Source organism: Lacibacter sp. (assembly GCF_057361365.1).
The window spans coordinates 87,593-105,514 of sequence record NZ_JBMQSG010000005.1 but is presented as its reverse complement, the minus strand read 5'-3'; the positions used below and the strand labels follow the sequence as shown (position 1 = coordinate 105,514).

General features: G+C 39.8%; 15 protein-coding genes. 6 read left to right on the top strand and 9 right to left on the bottom strand.

The annotated features are described in order from the left end of the window. Window positions 1–63: 63 nt before the first annotated feature. Window positions 64–4,041, bottom strand: a complete 3,978-nt coding sequence (locus ACO1QW_RS02485) for a chemotaxis protein CheB (protein WP_486255372.1) — start codon at window positions 4,039–4,041, stop codon at window positions 64–66. 220 nt (window positions 4,042–4,261) lie between these two features. On the opposite strand from ACO1QW_RS02485, the gene ACO1QW_RS02480 reads away from it, so the two are divergent. Next, a complete protein-coding gene (locus ACO1QW_RS02480) occupies window positions 4,262–4,636 on the top strand; it encodes a response regulator (protein ID WP_486255371.1) in 375 nt (124 codons plus the stop codon). Window positions 4,637–4,693: 57 nt separating this feature from the next. On the opposite strand, the gene ACO1QW_RS02475 is transcribed toward ACO1QW_RS02480, so the two are convergent. The 3 genes from ACO1QW_RS02475 to ACO1QW_RS02465 all read right to left on the bottom strand — a co-directional run bounded on the left by ACO1QW_RS02475 (window position 4,694) and on the right by ACO1QW_RS02465 (window position 7,142). Further along, complete coding sequence (locus ACO1QW_RS02475) at window positions 4,694–5,116, bottom strand: SH3 domain-containing protein (RefSeq protein WP_486255369.1); 423 nt, start codon at window positions 5,114–5,116, stop codon at window positions 4,694–4,696. Between the two features lie 18 nt (window positions 5,117–5,134). Beyond that, window positions 5,135–5,638, bottom strand: a complete 504-nt coding sequence (locus ACO1QW_RS02470; RefSeq protein WP_486255367.1) for a BON domain-containing protein — start codon at window positions 5,636–5,638, stop codon at window positions 5,135–5,137. 166 nt (window positions 5,639–5,804) lie between these two features. After that, window positions 5,805–7,142 (bottom strand): OmpA family protein, encoded by a 1,338-nt coding sequence (locus tag ACO1QW_RS02465; protein WP_486255366.1) that lies wholly within the window; start codon window positions 7,140–7,142, stop codon window positions 5,805–5,807. 171 nt (window positions 7,143–7,313) lie between these two features. On the opposite strand from ACO1QW_RS02465, the gene ACO1QW_RS02460 reads away from it, so the two are divergent. Together ACO1QW_RS02460 and ACO1QW_RS02455 are read left to right on the top strand one after the other, a co-directional pair. Next, on the top strand, window positions 7,314–7,691 hold the full coding sequence (locus tag ACO1QW_RS02460; protein WP_486255364.1) for a hypothetical protein: 378 nt from the start codon (window positions 7,314–7,316) through the stop codon (window positions 7,689–7,691). Window positions 7,692–7,831: 140 nt separating this feature from the next. Next, entirely contained in the window at window positions 7,832–9,970 is a 2,139-nt protein-coding gene (locus ACO1QW_RS02455) for an elongation factor G (RefSeq protein ID WP_486255362.1), read from the top strand. Window positions 9,971–10,449: 479 nt separating this feature from the next. Here ACO1QW_RS02455 and ACO1QW_RS02450 read toward each other — a convergent pair whose 3' ends face one another. Continuing rightward, window positions 10,450–10,791, bottom strand: a complete 342-nt coding sequence (locus ACO1QW_RS02450; protein WP_486255360.1) for a hypothetical protein — start codon at window positions 10,789–10,791, stop codon at window positions 10,450–10,452. 485 nt (window positions 10,792–11,276) lie between these two features. On the opposite strand from ACO1QW_RS02450, the gene ACO1QW_RS02445 reads away from it, so the two are divergent. Continuing rightward, window positions 11,277–12,806: an MFS transporter gene (locus ACO1QW_RS02445; RefSeq protein WP_486255358.1), complete on the top strand. Its 1,530-nt coding sequence runs from the start codon at window positions 11,277–11,279 to the stop codon at window positions 12,804–12,806. A 3-nt stretch (window positions 12,807–12,809) separates the two neighbouring features. Continuing rightward, complete coding sequence (locus ACO1QW_RS02440) at window positions 12,810–13,058, top strand: DUF6814 family protein (RefSeq protein WP_486255356.1); 249 nt, start codon at window positions 12,810–12,812, stop codon at window positions 13,056–13,058. Window positions 13,059–13,136: 78 nt separating this feature from the next. Here the strand turns inward: ACO1QW_RS02440 and ACO1QW_RS02435 are convergent, their stop codons facing one another. Next, the gene (locus ACO1QW_RS02435) at window positions 13,137–13,337 is read right to left on the bottom strand and encodes a dodecin family protein (RefSeq protein ID WP_486255354.1); all 201 of its coding nucleotides are present in this window, start codon (window positions 13,335–13,337) and stop codon (window positions 13,137–13,139) included. 405 nt (window positions 13,338–13,742) lie between these two features. Here ACO1QW_RS02435 and ACO1QW_RS02430 point away from each other — a divergent pair, with 405 nt between their 5' ends. Then, the gene (locus ACO1QW_RS02430) at window positions 13,743–14,909 is read left to right on the top strand and encodes a GAF domain-containing protein (RefSeq protein WP_486255352.1); all 1,167 of its coding nucleotides are present in this window, start codon (window positions 13,743–13,745) and stop codon (window positions 14,907–14,909) included. A gap of 5 nt (window positions 14,910–14,914) precedes the next feature. On the opposite strand, the gene ACO1QW_RS02425 is transcribed toward ACO1QW_RS02430, so the two are convergent. The 3 genes from ACO1QW_RS02425 to ACO1QW_RS02415 all read right to left on the bottom strand — a co-directional run bounded on the left by ACO1QW_RS02425 (window position 14,915) and on the right by ACO1QW_RS02415 (window position 17,887). Then, window positions 14,915–15,847 (bottom strand): CvpA family protein, encoded by a 933-nt coding sequence (locus tag ACO1QW_RS02425; protein ID WP_486255351.1) that lies wholly within the window; start codon window positions 15,845–15,847, stop codon window positions 14,915–14,917. Between the two features lie 78 nt (window positions 15,848–15,925). Next, window positions 15,926–16,363: a glycine zipper domain-containing protein gene (locus tag ACO1QW_RS02420; protein ID WP_486255349.1), complete on the bottom strand. Its 438-nt coding sequence runs from the start codon at window positions 16,361–16,363 to the stop codon at window positions 15,926–15,928. 222 nt (window positions 16,364–16,585) lie between these two features. Further along, entirely contained in the window at window positions 16,586–17,887 is a 1,302-nt protein-coding gene (locus tag ACO1QW_RS02415; protein ID WP_486255347.1) for a sensor histidine kinase, read from the bottom strand. Window positions 17,888–17,922: the final 35 nt, after the last annotated feature.

The following is a 17,922-nucleotide window of genomic DNA, read 5'->3' as shown; positions in this document are numbered from 1 at the left end:
TATCGGCATGTTTTTTTTTTTAACAGGCGAAACTTTTTGGAACAAGCTCTCAGTTGTAAATGTTTATTCAACTGGTAGCGTAAAATAAAAATCAGAACCTTTATTTACTTCACTCTCAACGCCCACGGCGCCACCATGTCGTTTCACAATACCTGCACAGATGTAAAGACCAAGACCCAGGCCGGGGAAATTATGCAAGTGTGGATTATTTACACGGAAAAAGCGGTTGAACACTTTCTCTTTCATATCATCAGGAATGCCCATTCCTTTGTCCGATACAATAAGTTTAACAACACCGTTCAATTGTTCTGTGCTTATAGTTATTGTAGAACCATCAGGACTATACTTAATGGCATTTGAAATAAAATTGCTGATCACCTGTGCAATTCGTTCCCTGTCGGCTTGCACAGCAGGTATGTCACCCGGTACAAATTCAAATTCATGCAGACCAGCCATCAACTTCATATCACTGATGATCTCGGAAGAAAGGGTATTCAAATCAATTGATTCTTTCTGTAGCTGCATTTGCCCTTCCGATATTTTTGTGGTGTCGAGCAATGAGCTGATAAGATTTACCAAACGATCGACCTGCCGGCCCATTTTATTGACAAAGAGTTTGTGTTTGGTATCGCCTTCTTCCTGGTAGGTTTGTTCTAACAGTTGCGCATAACCTTTAATGCTGGTGATAGGCGTTTTTAATTCATGACTCGCTATGCCAATAAATTCATCTTTTTGTTGTTCCAGTTTTTTACTGTTGGTGATATCATACAAAACGCCCACCATGCGTGAGGCCTTGCCGTTTTCCTGTTCAATGGTTCGTCCGTAACCACTCATCCAACGTATGTTTCCATTATCAGCACGCCTTATGCGAAACTCTGCATGAAAAACATCAGCAGCAGCAATGGCTGTGTTAAATTTTTCTGATACCATATCAACATCATCAGGATGTATGAACTGCAGGAAATATTCAACCGTTTTTTTAGAATCGGTGGGAGAAAGGCCGAGCAGGAAATAATGCTGATCATTCCATTCAACAATATTATCAGCAACATTCAGATCCCACGCACCCATTTCTGCAGCCTGCAAGGTTACTCTATGTCTTTCTTCTGATAACCTGATGAGGTCTTCTGCATTCTTACTTTCAGTAATATCCTGGAAAAGGATGGCAATCGTGTTATCGCCTGAATTTCCTGTTTTAAATACTTTTATATCGTGCCATGCTTTTAAGCTATTCACTTGCCTGACACTATGTACACTCTCACCAGTTTTTACCACATTCAGGTATCGTTCGTGCCAATAGGGTTCAAGGTCGGGTTCCACTTCACGCAGGCGACGATTTTTATAACTGATGCCGGTAAGTTTTTCTGCCGCAACATTTGCATCGGTGTATATCACATCAATGGTGTTGGTTGCTTCATCATGTGTTACTTCAGCAATAAGGCAACCTTCATCAATAGAATTAAAAAGCGAACGGTATTTTTCAACAGAAAGTTGTAACAAATCCTGGTGACGCTTACGTTCTGAAATATCAATAAAGGTGATAACGATACCGTTGATCTGGTCTTCGTTGGTGCGGTAGGGGAGCAACCGCATAATATAAGTTCGGCCATCGGTAGTTGTTACTTCTTTTTCGATGTTTTGCAAACGGCCAAGCACAAGTTCTGCATCCTTACCAATGTTGCTGTACTCGAGTTTGTGTGTGATATCAGAAAGCATTCTTCCTGTATCAGCAGGTATCAGGTTGAAAATATCTGTTGCAGTGGGTGTAAACAATACCACACGCAAACCTCTGTCGAGAAAGATAGTGCCAATGCTTGCAGAGTTGATGAGGTTTTGAAGATTGTTTGAATATATACTCGTCTCTTCAATTTTTACTTTCAGTTCCTGGTTCACAGTAAGCAATTCTTCATTTACCGATTGCAATTCCTCCTTGCTTGTTTCGAGTTCTTCTGCGGATGAACGTAACTCTTCATTCAACGCCTGTAATTCTTCATTGGAAGCTTTTAATTCTTCGGCCTGGAACTCGTGTTGCTCAACCGATGCTTTTATCTGGTCTTTAAAACGGATGATCTCATCTTCCAGCTGTTGCGAATACACTTCGTTATTCATCACAACATATTCTTCGTTGCCGCTTTCGCTTGTGCTTGGTTCAAATATCACCAGCAGGTAACCGTGTTTGGTACTATCATCCCCAAAAACCGGTTTTACAAATATGTTGATGACCTCATCCACACCATCAATTTTTACTTTGATGGCTTTGATCTCTACGGGCTTTTTTTCATGCGATGCCTTGTACAATGCAGAACGCAGCTCCACTCTTATATCTGGCTTAGCAAGCTTCAACAGGTTTTGCGAAAGTTCGCCACCTTTTATTTCAAGGTAGCGACTGGCATTGTTGGATAGATGAACGATCTCATTCTCTTCATTTACTACTAATGAAGGTGGCGCATATTCTTCAAGCAAGCGCTGGTGCAGTTCATGGTATCTTACATCGGAGCGATGAAATCTTCTTTCAAGTGTATTAACACCCAGCTCCGGTATATCTGCAGGAGTGAGTTGTGCGATTGGTAATGGTGGACGGTTGTATTTCTTACGGCTGCGGAATATATGATGCTGCCGATCGAATTTCTCAAAATAATCACCTGATCCTTCAGCCGATTCGGATGAACCAAGAAATAAAAATCCATCGGGTTTTAGTGCAAAATGAAATGTTTGAATGGCGTGTTGCTGGGCTGTTTTATTATAATAGATCAACACATTTCGACAAACAACAAGGTCGAGCCTGGAAAATGGCGGGTCTTTAATAAAATTGTGTGTGGCAAAGAGGATCATTTCTCTTATCTCCCGCCTTATGCGATAACCATTGCTTTCCTCTTTAAAGTATTTGCTTGTTCTTTCAGGTGATACATCGGCAATATCATTGAGCGAATACAAACCTTCTCTTGCATGCCGAATAGCTGCTTCATCGATATCGGTTGCAAATAGTTGTATTCTCGGCGCTCCCACAACATCGCTTAACAATTCGGCACAAATGATGGCGAGTGAATACACTTCTTCACCAGTGGCACAACCGGCTGCCCATATCCTTACTTCATCCATCGCTCCTTTGCCGTTCAATATTTCGGGCAACACTTTTTCCTTGATGCGGCTGAATGCATTTGTATCCCGAAAGAAATTGGTAACCGATATCAGCAGATCTTTCAGCAATGCGTTTATCTCATCTTTATTCTGTCGCAGGTAAGCAACATAGGTAATGAGATCGGGGAAGTTAAAGATGTTGATACGTCGCTCTAACCGTCTTAATAACGTTGGATGTTTATAATTACTGAAATCATGACCTGTGTGTGCACGAAGCAATGTAAATACATCATGCAATGCTTTGGTGTGTGCATCAATATTATTCTCTTTCTCTATTTCAATATGACCCGTTTCAAAATTGTTTTTGTATTGGAGTATGCGTGCAGCCATTTCGCTCACGGGTAAAATTTCATCTACTAAGTTAGTAGCAATAGCATGACGTGGCATATCATCAAACATCGCTTCAGTTGGCTCCTGCACAAACACAACGCCTCCTTTTTCTTTTATTCTTTTCAAACCCATGGAGCCGTTAGCGCCGGTGCCTGATAAAAGAACAGCGATGGCACGTTGCTGATGCGAATCAGCCAGCGTGCGGAAAAATATATCAACCGGTGCACGCCTGTCTTCAACCGAACTGTTGTTCAGTACTTTTAACTTTCCATCCACCATATTCAAATGCTTGTTAGGTGGAATAACATATACATGATCGGGCTTTACTATCGTGATTTCGGTTACCTGTGTTACAGGCATTTTGCAGGCTGTTTGTAATATTTCAGCTAACTGGCTATCATGATCGGGTGAAAGATGAAGAATAACGATGTAGCATAAGCCCGAATCTTCTTTAACACTGCTGAAGAATTGTTTTAATGCCTGTATACCACCGGCGGATGCACCTAGGGCTACAATGGAAAATTTTCCCTGATTAGAGTCGTCAATGTCATCTTTTGCGGAACTTTTGCTCATTGAATTGGTCTTTGACCTGGTTGAGGAACTAAACTTTTGAAAGTATTTCCGGCGATCCTGAAAACTTATAAAAACTTTTGTTGATTGTTCATGGTCATGGAGTTAAAGGTAAAGCTATTCCTATAGCAACAGGAAATTAAAACCCCGGTTTTCAATTTGATGTTCAATTGCCTCTGTTCTTGCAAAACATGGCTTGGACTTTGCGCCCATTACCTTTTATATGAAAAAGAGAATACTAATTGCAGATGATGATGAGAGCATACGTGATGTACTATCCATGATACTTGAAAGGGCGGGTTATGAAGTGGAATTGTGGCCAAATGGAAGTTTTATTCATGCTGAACCTGACCATTATCCTGACATGTATTTAATTGACAGGCAGATGCCGGATGCAGATGGGCTTGAGTTGTGTAAGCAGTTGAAAGGTGCCGATAGTACACGTTTGATTCCTGTGATCATTATATCCGCTACTCCCGGTTTGAAAAAGCTTTCTGCCGAAGCGGGCGCCAATGATAGTATTGAAAAGCCTTTTGACATAGCACAGTTGCTTGAACGGATCGGCGATCACGTCAATAGAAATAAAGTTGTTGATTGATATTGAAATAAAAAAAGGGCTTTCATTAATGAAAGCCTCTTTTGATTTTATCAGTTGTTATGCTACGGGTGTGAGGTATTGCGTAAAACAATAACCTTCTTCACCATTATCTGTTTTAATATACCACCACTGATCGTTTTCTTTACGCACCAATGTAATTAATTCGTGCCTTGCTGCCTTGCCTACAATATCATCATTAGTGCTTGGCCCGCTGCGAATGTTGAGGTTGCTGTTGTTGGTTGTTACTTTCAACTTGCTTCCTTCTGCCACACCAGCAACGCTGTTGATGTTAAGCATAAGATCGCCTGAAGAATAATCAGGGTCTATCTTTTCATAAATATCCCACAATTGTTGCTTTACTGATCCCGTGGCTTCGCCATCAATATATAACACATTATCCTGTTCACGTACCTGCAGATTAGTTACTCCAACTGAATTGGCAGCGTCAACCAATTCTCTGTATTTATCTTGTAGTGCCATAATATGTTTCCTCCTTGTTTATTTTTTTACTAACCCGGCTGACTCAATTTTTTTCAGCCCCATGGATTTTAATGCATTTAAACTCATCATCAGTTTTTGAAGATCAGCTCGTTTAATTTCACCAGTCAATGTCAGCACGTCGTTATCGAGTTGTGCATTAACCGTTGGGTAATCCTTTACCGCATCTGCAACGGCCTGCGATAACGCATCACTAACCGGAGGTACAACAACAGTGGGCGCTGCCGCAACAGTACAGTTGTTGATAACAGATTTTACGCCTTCAACTTTTTTTACGGCATCTTCGCATCTTGCCCTGCAGGCTTCATCTTTACATTCGCCGCTAATGGTGGCTACACCATCTTTCACAATTACCATGGTTCTTTTCATGTCAGGATCAGAATTAAGAACCGATTCAATATTGGCCTGTATGTCGGCGTCCTTTAGTTTCTTTTTGCATGCTACCGCTCCCAGCACCAATACAGATGCAAGCAGAATAAAACATCGTTGAAATGTTGTTTTCATTTGTTTTGTTTTTTTAAATGATGAAATTGAATGATGCAGTCTTCAGAGTAGGAGATGTTGGTGGAATATCCTTTGCAAGCGTTATGCCAATAATGCACACCCATGTTTCATAAAATAAAAAAGCGACAGACGCAAGTCTGTCGCTTTTTTGTTTAGTAATATTTACTTAATAGTCAACTTTCATTTCAACCCTTCGGTTCAACGCCCTTCCTTTTGCCGTTTTGTTGTCGGCAATGGGCTTAGCGTCGCCATAACCTTTGTATGTAATACGTTCTGCTGCAATTCCTTTGCTGATGAAATAATCGGCCACAGCTTTTGCTCTTTGTTCGCTCCAATACAAATTCCGTTCAGTAGTACCTACATTATCAGCATGCGCATCGATCGTTAATTTCAATGATGGATTTTCTTTCAAAACCTTTACTACTTCGTTTAACGGTGCAAAAGATGATTTTAAAATAACAGCGCTTGCAAACTGGAAAAGAATATTCTTTGCTGCAAAATCAATTTTCTGTTTTATCTCCTGTTTTATTTCGGGACAACCTCCGTTAGCACTAATACCTGACTGCGTTGGGCATTTATCTTCTTCATCATTTATGCCATCAGCATCTGTATCAGGAATAGGGCAGCCGTTGTAACGTGCAAGTCCTGCCACATCTTTACACTTATCATCTTTATCGGCCACGCCATCATTATCTGTGTCGGGGCAGCCATTCAATGTGCCTTTGTCGTTGGGGCATGCATCATCTTTATCGGCAATACCATCTGCATCAGTATCCGGACAGCCATTGAGCGTTCCTTTTTCAGCAGGACATTTATCATTTGCATCGGCAAAACCATCGCCATCAGCATCGAGAGGCAATACTGGTTCAACTGCAATTACCACAGTCGCTTCGCTCACTTTCTTTTTTCGTTCAAACGGATTTTGCTGTGCAAAGCTGAAACTGTAATGCAGGTAATCGTTGTTAATACCATTGGTTAATTTCTTGCGCCATTGTGCCTGCAGGAAAAAATAGGCACCTGACTTTGCATGAAATTGTAAACCCACACCTAAAGGAGCGTAAGCGGCAAACTGTTTAGGAAAATAACCAATGCCCAAACCAGCCGTTAAAAATGGATTAACTGGAGATTTGTCTTTAAAAGCTCTTATATGAAGCAATGCATCAAGTTGTGTGCTGAATCTTGCTTGGCCAATTGAATCGTCTTTTACAAAATTGGCGGGGAAGTTAGAGAACGTACCGGTCATTGTTCCCGAAGCATCTATCTTTTGTGTTAATCCACGCCAGTAACTGAAGCCAAATCCAAATGATTTGTTGGATGGTTTATACCAATCGCCCTGGTCAAAAGCTTTGCTGGCGGTTGAATCTTTAATGAGTTGTGGAAAACGGTAATCAGAAAGACTGATGTTGTAAGAAATAAGTTCGGGTTTTCGTAGCTGATGATCCTGCGCATGCAGGCTAATGATACACATCAGGGAAAATACGGTTAGTAAGCAGTTTGGTTTCATAGAAATTAATTGAGCGCTAAATTAACGTTCGAAACTCTATTTTATGCATAAATGATGTTTTCTTTTTGTGCGTAAATCATCAGTTTTTTTATAGGTTTTATGAGATGTATTGACTAAATTTATTTAGCTCTTTGATGATATCTTATTTAATCACAATTAAAACTGTTTCCCATGGTTTCAACAGACACAACACAGCTTAACAGGGAATGCAGCTCCTGGAGGGAGCATCTGCGTTCCTATCGCAATGAAATGAGTCAACTGAGAGATCAGCTTCAACTCATGGCAAGCGGAGAAAAAGACAAGGAAGTCCTTACCGAAGTGGAACATTATCACAACCAGTTTTACATTCAGCAGATCAACATTCACGATCTGAAACAAGCCATCAAAACTCACGACCGACGACTACAGGTAGAAAAAGATCCATCAAGCGGTCATCCATCAGAAGCGGCAATGCAGGAGCATGAAGAGCTGCACGGACAATACGAAATACTGGAACATACGTTAAATGAATTAAGAAGCGATTTTAGAAATTTCGTTGCTAAGGCATAATTGTAATTGCCTTTACTACATCTATCAAAGACATTCCCCCAGCCACCCATTCAAATTCTATCTGTTCCCTTGTACGGTAACGCTTGTACTTACATGCCCATGTATGCAGGTGATTGTTTACATTTTAAAAAATGAATGTTATGGCAGACTTTGATACCTCACACGTAAAAAACATTGTCTTGCTGGGCCACGCAGGTTCCGGTAAGACAACATTAGCGGAGTGCATGCTATACGAAGCAGGCATTATTAACCGCAGAGGCACAGTAGCAGAACGCAATACTGTTGCCGATTATCATGAATTGGAACAGGAAAGAGGCAATTCGGTTTTTTCAAAACTTTTACACAGCAAATGGCGGGGTTATAAGATCAATATTATTGATACACCCGGCTATGATGATTTTGTTGGCGAAGTAATAAGTGCATTGCGTGTTGCTGACACTGGTGTTATGTTATTGAATGCAAGTCGTGGTGTGGAAGTGGGTACGGATATTATCTGGGATTATACCGAACAGTTTAAAACACCCATGATCTTTGCAGTAAATAAACTTGATGAAGATGCAGCTGATTTTGAAAAAACAGTTGCTGAAGCAAAAGCTCATTTTGGTTCAAACATTACAGTGGTGCAATACCCACGGCAACAGGGAGCAGGTTTTCATGAAATTATTGATGTACTGCGTATGACCATGTATAAGTTTAAAGATGCAGGAGGCAAGCCGGAAAAATTACCTATTCCGGATGAAGAAAAAGAGAGAGCCGATAATTTACACAAAGAATTAATTGAAGCTGTTGCAGGTAATGACGAAACACTTATGGAAAAGTATTTCGATAAAGGTGAGCTTGATGAAGATGAAATAAAAGCTGGTATGAAAAAGGCGATGATCAATCACGACCTGTTTCCATTGTTCTGTTTATCTGGTGAACGTAATATGGGTAGTGGTCGTTTAATGGGCTTTATTGATAATGTTTGCCCAAGCGCCAATGAAATGCCTCCGCAAAAAACAAAAGCAGGTGCAACGTTGTCTTGCGATGAAAAAGGACCAGGTTGCATTTTCATTTACAAAACTGTAAGCGAACCGCATGTGGGCGAACTGTCTTTCTTTAAAGTTTACAGTGGCACTATTAAAGCAGGAATGGAATTGGTAAATGAATCAACCGGTGTTGCCGAAAAAATGAACCAGCTGTTTATTGTAGAAGGAAACAAACGCACACAGGTAAACGAACTCACCGCTGGTGATATTGGAGCAACGTTGAAACTCCGCAACACGCATGTAAATAATACACTGCACGAAAGAGGAAAAGATATTGAATTGCTTCCAATTGATTTTCCTGCTTCCAATCTTACCATGGCCATTGAAAGTGTAAAGAAAGGCGAAGAAGAAAAGCTGGCCGAAGCTTTACATGATCTCCGTAATGAAGATCCCACATTTAGAGTGGAAGTATCCCAGGAGTTAAGACAAACGTTGATCCATTGCCAGGGCGATATGCATTTGTCTGTTGCCAAATGGAAAATTGAACACCAGCACAAACTGGAAGTGAAGTTTGCAAAACCACGCATTCCATACCGTGAAACAATTCGTCGTAGTGCCGATAGTATGTATCGTCACAAAAAACAAAGTGGAGGTAATGGGCAGTTTGGTGAAGTACATTTACGTATTGAACCATGGCATGAAGGAATGCCCGAACCTTCCGATCTGAATGTTCGTGGCAGGGAAGTGCATGATTTGCCATGGGGTGGTAAGTTGGTTTATTATAACTGTATTGTGGGCGGTGCGATTGATGTTCGCTTTTTGCCATCTATCTTAAAAGGAGTGATGGAGAAAATGAACGAAGGTCCGCTTACGGGTTCTTATGTGCGTGATGTTAGAGTAAGTGTGTATGATGGTAAGATGCACCCGGTTGATAGTAATGATATCTCTTTTAAGATTGCAGGACTGCAGGCTTTCCGACAGGCATTTCAACAAGCCGATCCGCAGATACTGGAACCGATGTATCATGTGGAAGTACTTTGCCCCGAAGATCTCACTGGTGCTGTTATCGGCGATTTGCAAACTCGTCGTGCCATGGTAGAAGGGATGGACACCGAAGGGCATTTTACGAAAGTGATTGCTAAAGTTCCATTAGCGGAAATGCAGGACTATAGCAGCAACCTGCGTTCATTTACTCAGGGGCGTGCAAAATTCCGTATGCATTTTCTCGATTACGAGCCTTTGCCATTTGAAGTACAACGTAAACTTGCTGATGATTACAGCAAAGTTGCGAAAGAAGAGATGATGGCTTAATGCCGGTTATGAGAGCAAATCAAAAATATCCTGCACCAAACGTGCAGGATATTTTATTTATGATCTGTCTGCAAAAAAAACTTTGTCAGGAATCGCACTTCCCGAGTACTACCCATATAACAATGAAAATAAGAATTGTACTTAAGCATCCGCCTCCTAATTTTTTTGCGCCATATCCTGCAATTAATGCTCTGAAAAATTTATTCATCTTGTTCTTTTAGTTGGTCAATAGTTGATATCAATATTTTTTTGTCATGGCTTTTTACCTCTTCCCATCCGGAAAATTAAAAACAGGATCAAACCTATAATTGCCACCACAATAAAAATTCCGAAGCCCATGCCGGCTTTGAAAATACCTTGAACAAGTTCACAAGAACTGAGCATTGTCATCATTGCAATCAATAAAAAGCTGACGTACTTTGTTAGATTCATAGTTTAAATATTTAGCGGTTATACAATTTTTTGCCTGTCAATAGTTTTTAAAAAACTTTTCCATCGTCCTGTTTATTTAAAATAGTGGGTGCATCGGAGTCGCCTGCAACAGTTTCATCTGGCTTTTCATTAAGTGGTTTATCGGTTGTGTCGGGCTGTTCCGGTTTGTATTCTTCTGACGAGCCTTTTGTTTTTTGCTTTTCATCAACCCCGCTGCCGCTGTTCTTTTTTTTATCCTCAATGCCGGGAACTTCCGGTTCCGGCTTTTCTTTTTTTAGATCAGGGTCGTTGGGCAAAGGTTTTTTGCCGTTGAAATCCTGGTTTGTTTTCTGCTTTAATGCTTTTTCTGTCTCCTCTTTATTTTCGGTTATAGTTTCACGTTTGTCCATGATATGAGTGTTTAACTGTTAACAATATGTAGTCTTACAAATCTGACTATCATTTACTATAAATTCCTTACATGATTCAGTTGAGTTCTTACAACTTTCACATATTTATAAAGCATTGTTTAGGTTTTACTCTAAGGGTAAAGGAAAAGAAGAGGGTACATGTAATAAGAAAAAGCGACACTTACAGGTGTCGCTTTCCATGTATATATAGAAGTGAAACCTATTTTTCGTTTCAAGAAGGGTTGCAATATGTCACTACAATTTCATTGCCACTGTTCGACAGAGAACGATATATCACAAAGCTGAAAATATCATTAGCAATTAGGAATAGTTAAAAAATCATGCCAAAGCTTTTAGATTCCCTGGTGGATAATCATTGTTATAATGATTCTGTTTATTGCGTGACTTGATTTGAAACTATGGTATAAGTGACACTGAACTATAGGATTAACGCTTGTTTGTATTCTGTTTCTTATCTTCCTAGCATGAATCAAACGACTGCTTCCTCTTCCATCTGGAAAGTGATTGCTGCTTCCTCGATGGGCACCCTGATTGAATGGTACGATTTCTACATTTTTGGTATGCTTGCCAAAACAATTTCTGTGCAGTTTTTTCCCGAAGGCAATGATATAGCAGCATTGCTCAGCACACTGGCCATTTTTGCTGCAGGTTTTATTGTGCGTCCTTTTGGTGCATTATTGTTCGGCAGACTTGGAGATCTCATTGGTCGTAAATATACCTTCCTGTTGACGCTTGTGCTGATGGGAAGCGCCACATTTTTAATAGGACTTGTGCCAGGTTATAAATCAATTGGTGTGTTGGCGCCAATTCTTGTTTTATTACTTCGCCTGATACAAGGTTTAGCTCTTGGCGGCGAATATGGAGGTGCGGCTACTTACGTGGCCGAACATGCGCCATCGAACAAGCGTGGCCTTTATACGAGTTGGATACAAACAACAGCAACGCTCGGATTGTTCGTCGCATTAGGCGTTATTCTTATTGTAAAATCAAGCATGAGTAATGAAGCATTTGATGCAGAGTGGGGTGGATGGCGTTATCCATTCTGGTTATCTATTTTGTTAGTTGGTGTTTCCATATACATACGCATGAAGATGAAGGAATCGCCTTTGTTTGCGAAGCTGAAGCATGAAGGAAAAACATCGGCAAATCCATTAAAGGAAAGCTTCAGCCACAAAGCAAACTTTAAAATGGTATTGCTTGCATTGTTTGGTGCAGTAATGGGGCAGGGAGTTATTTGGTATACGGGACAGTTTTATGCTCAAAACTTCCTGGAAACAAAAGTGATGATTGAATTTGGACAAAGCAGAACCATTTTGCTTTGGGCCATTTTATTTGCGACACCTTTCTTTGTATTCTTTGGTTGGCTGAGTGATAAGATAGGTCGTAAATGGATCATGCTTATTGGTATGTTGTTGGGCGTATTATTTTATCGTCCCATATACAGTAGTTTTTTGAATAGTGTTGATCCGGCTAAAATAGAAACGGTTGATGTTGCAATGACGAATAATCCCAAAGTAACCACTAGCCTGATTAGCGGAACGAATGATTCATTGAGAATATCAACAGCTTCTTACAAAACAACAAATGGCTGGGCATATACAGTTTTATCAAAAGACACACTTAAGCAAAATGGTTCAACCATTCCTGCGCAAATTCAATACAAAGACCGTGTGTTACCTTCTTCTGTTTTCTGGAAGTTTGTGTTGCTGGTGTTCATCCAGATATTTTTTGTGACCATGGTGTACGGGCCCGTTGCGGCCTTTTTGGTGGAGTTGTTTCCAACGAAGATCCGTTATACTTCCATGAGTTTACCTTATCATATTGGTAATGGCGTATTCGGCGGGCTTGTTCCATTTATTGGATTGCTGTTAACTGCTACTTACCCTGATGATCCGCTGGTAGGTTTGTGGTACCCCATCATTGTTGCCGCCTTATGTTTTGTTATCGGCGCATTGTATTTGAATAATAAAATTGATCCTAACGTAAACGATTAAACTATGAACAAATTAAAGCGATACGCAGGTTTGGTGTGGATGATTGCTGGTCCATTAATCTTTGTGTTTCTTGTAATGGCCGCCTGGTATAATATAGATAGCAATGGAAAGAAGGATATCAATAACCCTGTGCCATGGGTTATCATTATTGGTATTTTTTTACCAATAGTAATAGGGTTAGTCATATTTGGATGGTATGCACTGAAAGGTGAATATGATCACTTGCCTGAAGATTCGACGGAAGTTGAATAGGTCCTCAACTAAATTCTTATATATATAAGCACAGAACGCTGAGCAAATTGTTCAACGTTCTGTGCTTCTTTTTGATTGTTATTCTATCCTGAATGATATTTTACATACGCATCCAAAAGTAGTTACCTCACCGTCTTTTACATGTGCTTTAATATCTTTCACATAAACTGAATCAATATTGCGCACTGTCTTTGAAGCTTCGGCCACGGCCTGGCGAATGGCATCATCAAGTCCCTTTTCTGAGGAAGCAATCACCTCAATTATTTTCACAATTGGCATAGCTGTAAGTTTTTGATGTTATAAAAATGATTTGCAGTAATAAGGTAAACAATACATGGGGTAAAGACAAGTGTTGTTTAAATGTTTCTTTGCATCTAGGTGACGATTACAAAGTGAGATCTGCGTTCCAATTCATCGAAAAAAATAAATTTTATAAGTGCAATTACTTAATTGCTGAAAAATTAAGTATAAAATATCTTTCTGAACAAAACTGTTCAATGCTTCTGATGCACTTTTGTTGATGATTTTATAACTGTTGTTTTAAACAGCAGTGGCACTACCCAGCCAACCACATGATTGATGATGAATAAGCGGATTTCATGTCTTTATGCTTATCGATCTAGAGCGAAACATCTTTTTTGTAAAACCGTACGTAAATGATGTAATCCGTCAAACGTACCTTATATGAATACTATGCTTATTGCTCCTGTACCCAAAACTGAAGAATTACGTTTACTTGACCTCCAGTTATATGATATACTCGACACGCCCGGCGAAAAAGAGTATGATGAACTTCGTGAATTAGCTGCAACTATTTGTCATTGCCCCATTGCGTTTATTTCGCTCATTGATAAAGACCGACAATGGTTTAAATCCAAGCAGGGCGTAGGAATTTCTGAAACCTCACGCAAAATCTCTTTTTGCTCACATACCATTTTGCAAAAGAATATTGTAATAGTTCCTGATTTGACTTTAGATGTGCGCTTCAGCGATAATCCAGCTGTTACAGGAGATAGTCATTTGCGCTTTTATGCGGGAGCACCCATTGTTTCTCCAACGGGCCAGACATTAGGAACTATTTGTGTATTTGATCATAAGCCAAGAACATTGAATCCTGAGCAGGAGAGGGCTTTAGAAATATTATCGAACCAGGTAACAAAGTTGCTTGAGTTAAGACTTAAATCAAAAGTAATTCAACAACGTGCTGCCGATTTGATCCGTATTAAAAACGAAGCAGCAGGTGAATTGATTAAAGAGCAAGACGAAGAAAATTTATCCGTTGCAAAAGAACTGCACGAAAATATTGCACAGGAACTGGCAGCAAGCCGACTATATTTAAACATGGCTGCCATAAACGAAGGAGGAAGATTGGAATATATACAAGAAGCTAACCAATCCATCGGTCATGCGTTAACTGAAATTAAAAATCTTTCTTATAGTATAACTCCTTCTACACTTGATTCAGCATCGGTGCAGGTAATGCTGGAAAACTTTTTACATAGTCATCGTTCGGATTATTCCTTTGAAACAGAATTACAAATCAGTGGTAACAGTGAATTAGTAAATTTTGGCCAGGCCATGAATTGTGCAAAGATTACAGAATCGTGGCTGCAGGTTCTCCAGGCAAAAAAAGAAATTAGCCAGGTAAACATTCAGTTGAACGTTGAACATGAAATAAAACTGTGTATTGAAGACGATGCTGGTGACCACCACGTGCAGGCAAGAGAAAAAAAACTGATCAGCAGTATGGTGTACTATCGCATTATTGGAATGAATGGAACGGTTCAATTTAGTGAAACGGAAAAAGGCACCAACTTACTTTGTGTAAACTTTCCTTTGGAGGAAAAATAATGAGTTTAATCTTTAAATTCCTGCGCTATCATTAAGCCTGATTTGCCCCCGTCGATAATGCCAATTCCTACACGACCGAAGGATTTGTTGAGTATGGCCGCACGGTGACTGGGAGAGTTCATCAAACCCCGGTGCGCTTTTTCAAGTGTAGCGGCATAAGCAAGATTTTCTCCCGCCTTGTTATAATTTATACCCGCTTTTTTCATGCGGGAAAACGGATCTTTTCCTTCGGGAGTTACATGTGAAAAATAACCTCGTTTCATCATATCCGATGAATGTGCCCTGGCAACATGTCGTAATGGTTCATCAGCAACCAACGCTTTCAAACCTCTTTTTCTACGTTCGCTATTCACCAGCTGCAACATCTGTTGTTCAAGGTCGGGCCTGATACTATAAATATCTGTTGCATATACTTCCGGCTCCTTTTTCCCATGAGAAAGAGCAACATCAAACGTTTTTTCAAGTAGGGGTGTTATTTCTTTTTCGGCAATATTGCTGTAAGGAGATAACATAGCAGCCACTTCACTCTTCTCAGCTTCCGCACTAATGCCATCAACCACTGAAAATGTGAGGAGCTTTGCCGTAACGGCACTTATTACAATGCCTAATAACAGTCCAGGTATAATGCCCGTCATCCGGTCGAGAAAACGAACTCTTGTTTCGTTGTCAGTTGCGTTCATTAAAATGCGTTGTAATACAGATAGTATGATATACACAACAATAAATCCTGCGATCAAACTTAGTGGGAGGTACCAGTAATTCAATACAGGCAATTTTTTTACAACATCTTCAGCTGTGTTTGTATAAAGCAAAATGCCGGCAACAACAGACGCCGACCATTTAAACAATTCTAATAAAAAACGTAATGCTCCAAAACGGTAGCCGATAAAAGCTGCAATTAAAATAAGAAGTACGAGAAAAATATCAACGCTGTTCATGAGTAAGTTTCTTTACTGAAAAAGCGGAGATCAAACATTGTATGAATGATCCCCGCTATTATTAAACGTTCATGCTAATTAATAATTGCCTTGTTTTTTGTCGATGGATCGGCCAATGGCCCAACCACCACCTGCACCAAGTACACCGCCAACTAATACACCGGCTACACGATTCTTTTTACTTACCACGCCGCCAATTACGGCACCACTGGCACCACCAATAACTGCACCCTTAGTTGCGTTGGTCCATTTTTTCTTCGCTGGCTTAGTATTGGTAACTACAGCAGGGGAGGCGTTAGTTACAGTTTGTCTGCGCTCTACGTAGCGAACGGTTGTCGCTGCTCTTTGCTTTTTTAGTTCCTGATCTTCTTTCCATTCCTGGAAAGCAGCAAACTCTGCTGAGTCAACCGCTGATAAAACATTTGTTTGATCAGTTGTTGTCGTTTTTGTTTTGCACGAGATAGTTACTACTGCAGCTACTGCTGCTACCGATAAAATTGTAAATATCTGTTTCATAACTTCTGGATTTACGGTTTAAAAATATTGTTTCATTTTCCTACACTAGATATAGAAAGACCGTGCCAGAAAGAAATAAAAATGTTAAGGAAAATTAATTGTTTCAATAGAGTTATTGAAACTTAATGCTTTGACAACACAGTGTATCAACTGCTTTAAAAGAGACAAAGCAATGCATTCTTTATTGTGAAGGAAAGATGTTAATGATTTGCAAACAAAAAATCACAAGTGAAATGCTGCAGTTAATGTACAGCCTTTTCCGGGAGCAGATTCGAGGTTCATTTGTCCGTTATAAATCAGTAAACGGTTTTGAATATTCCTGAGACCGAGACCCGTTTTCACATTGGTACTTTCAAAACCATGGCCGTCATCCGTCATTTCGATATGCACCATCTCCTGTTTAGAATATAAGTTGATCATTACATTCGATGCCTCAGCATATTTCAGAATATTGTTTAGTTGTTCCTGCACAACCCGGTAGATCATCAGTTTTTGCTCATCGTTAAGTTTTGTATCGTCAAGTTCATTTGTTGTGAAACTGAAATTGATTTTTTTAATGCGGTTGATATTTGAAAATAATCGTTCGATCGATTGCTCTAATGTCATCAATGAAAACACAGGCGGCTTCATAGTAGCGGATAACAAACGGATTTCCTGCTGCACTTCGTTCACCATTTTTTTTGCTTCATCGATCATTACAACATTATTATCGAGTTTAACTTTTGTGTTACTGAGGTATAAATTGATCACCGTTAATATCTGCGAAATATTATCATGTAATTCCTGTGCCCATCGGTTGCGTTCGTTTTCTTCTGCTTTAACAATAGTGCTCGCCAATCGTTGCTTGTGTTTTAGCTGTTGGCTGTAATATTCTGCCTGCAGATTTCGTAGTTGAGAAATGTCTTGTATCTCACCAATTATGCGATCAATCCTGCCCTGATCATTCCGTATCAAAAAAACACTGCTGATCACTGTGTAGTATTTACTGTCGCAGCCAAGCACCTGGTATTCTGTAGTCCATACGTCTTGCATGGATTTAATGGCCGCATCAAATTCGCTTCTTACTCTTGACCGGTCATTTTTATGTATGCGTTCAAGAAACAAGAGCAAAAAATCAGGAACATTCTCCGTTAAGCTGGGAAAAAAGAACTTCATTTTATTATTGATTTGAGCAGTTCTTGTTTCAATATTATAATCAATCATTCCTCCACGGCTTGCAATATTTAATGCATCTATCTTTTGTTCCAGCGAACATCGTTGTTTATCAATTTTACGGAGGCGGATATGCAGGCAATGGCTCACTAAGAAAAGCAGGAAGCCTGATAGCATTACAAATGCTACACCTTTTTTATTTTGAAGTTGCTCAAGCAGATCGTTGTTATTTTGGGCAATCTGTGTTACTAATGTATCGCTCCATAAAATCCACAGTACGCTGAGGACTAAATAGGCGGCAGTTAAAATAATAGCCGGCGACCAACGGGAAATTTCGTTTTGGAATTTAAAGAGATTGTTACGGATATACATGGCGGGTGATTTCTTTGCAACTGCAAACTTAGTTC

Excerpts from the sequence above, each read along its gene's own strand:
- ACO1QW_RS02485 (WP_486255372.1), bottom strand. The coding sequence starts at position 4,041 with ATGAGCAAAAGTTCCGCAAAAGATGACATTGACGACTCTAATCAGGGA.
- ACO1QW_RS02480 (WP_486255371.1), top strand. The coding sequence starts at position 4,262 with ATGAAAAAGAGAATACTAATTGCAGATGATGATGAGAGCATACGTGAT.
- ACO1QW_RS02475 (WP_486255369.1), bottom strand. The coding sequence starts at position 5,116 with ATGGCACTACAAGATAAATACAGAGAATTGGTTGACGCTGCCAATTCA.
- ACO1QW_RS02470 (WP_486255367.1), bottom strand. The coding sequence starts at position 5,638 with ATGAAAACAACATTTCAACGATGTTTTATTCTGCTTGCATCTGTATTG.
- ACO1QW_RS02465 (WP_486255366.1), bottom strand. The coding sequence starts at position 7,142 with ATGAAACCAAACTGCTTACTAACCGTATTTTCCCTGATGTGTATCATT.
- ACO1QW_RS02460 (WP_486255364.1), top strand. The coding sequence starts at position 7,314 with ATGGTTTCAACAGACACAACACAGCTTAACAGGGAATGCAGCTCCTGG.
- ACO1QW_RS02455 (WP_486255362.1), top strand. The coding sequence starts at position 7,832 with ATGGCAGACTTTGATACCTCACACGTAAAAAACATTGTCTTGCTGGGC.
- ACO1QW_RS02450 (WP_486255360.1), bottom strand. The coding sequence starts at position 10,791 with ATGGACAAACGTGAAACTATAACCGAAAATAAAGAGGAGACAGAAAAA.
- ACO1QW_RS02445 (WP_486255358.1), top strand. The coding sequence starts at position 11,277 with ATGAATCAAACGACTGCTTCCTCTTCCATCTGGAAAGTGATTGCTGCT.
- ACO1QW_RS02440 (WP_486255356.1), top strand. The coding sequence starts at position 12,810 with ATGAACAAATTAAAGCGATACGCAGGTTTGGTGTGGATGATTGCTGGT.
- ACO1QW_RS02435 (WP_486255354.1), bottom strand. The coding sequence starts at position 13,337 with ATGCCAATTGTGAAAATAATTGAGGTGATTGCTTCCTCAGAAAAGGGA.
- ACO1QW_RS02430 (WP_486255352.1), top strand. The coding sequence starts at position 13,743 with ATGAATACTATGCTTATTGCTCCTGTACCCAAAACTGAAGAATTACGT.
- ACO1QW_RS02425 (WP_486255351.1), bottom strand. The coding sequence starts at position 15,847 with ATGAACAGCGTTGATATTTTTCTCGTACTTCTTATTTTAATTGCAGCT.
- ACO1QW_RS02420 (WP_486255349.1), bottom strand. The coding sequence starts at position 16,363 with ATGAAACAGATATTTACAATTTTATCGGTAGCAGCAGTAGCTGCAGTA.
- ACO1QW_RS02415 (WP_486255347.1), bottom strand. The coding sequence starts at position 17,887 with ATGTATATCCGTAACAATCTCTTTAAATTCCAAAACGAAATTTCCCGT.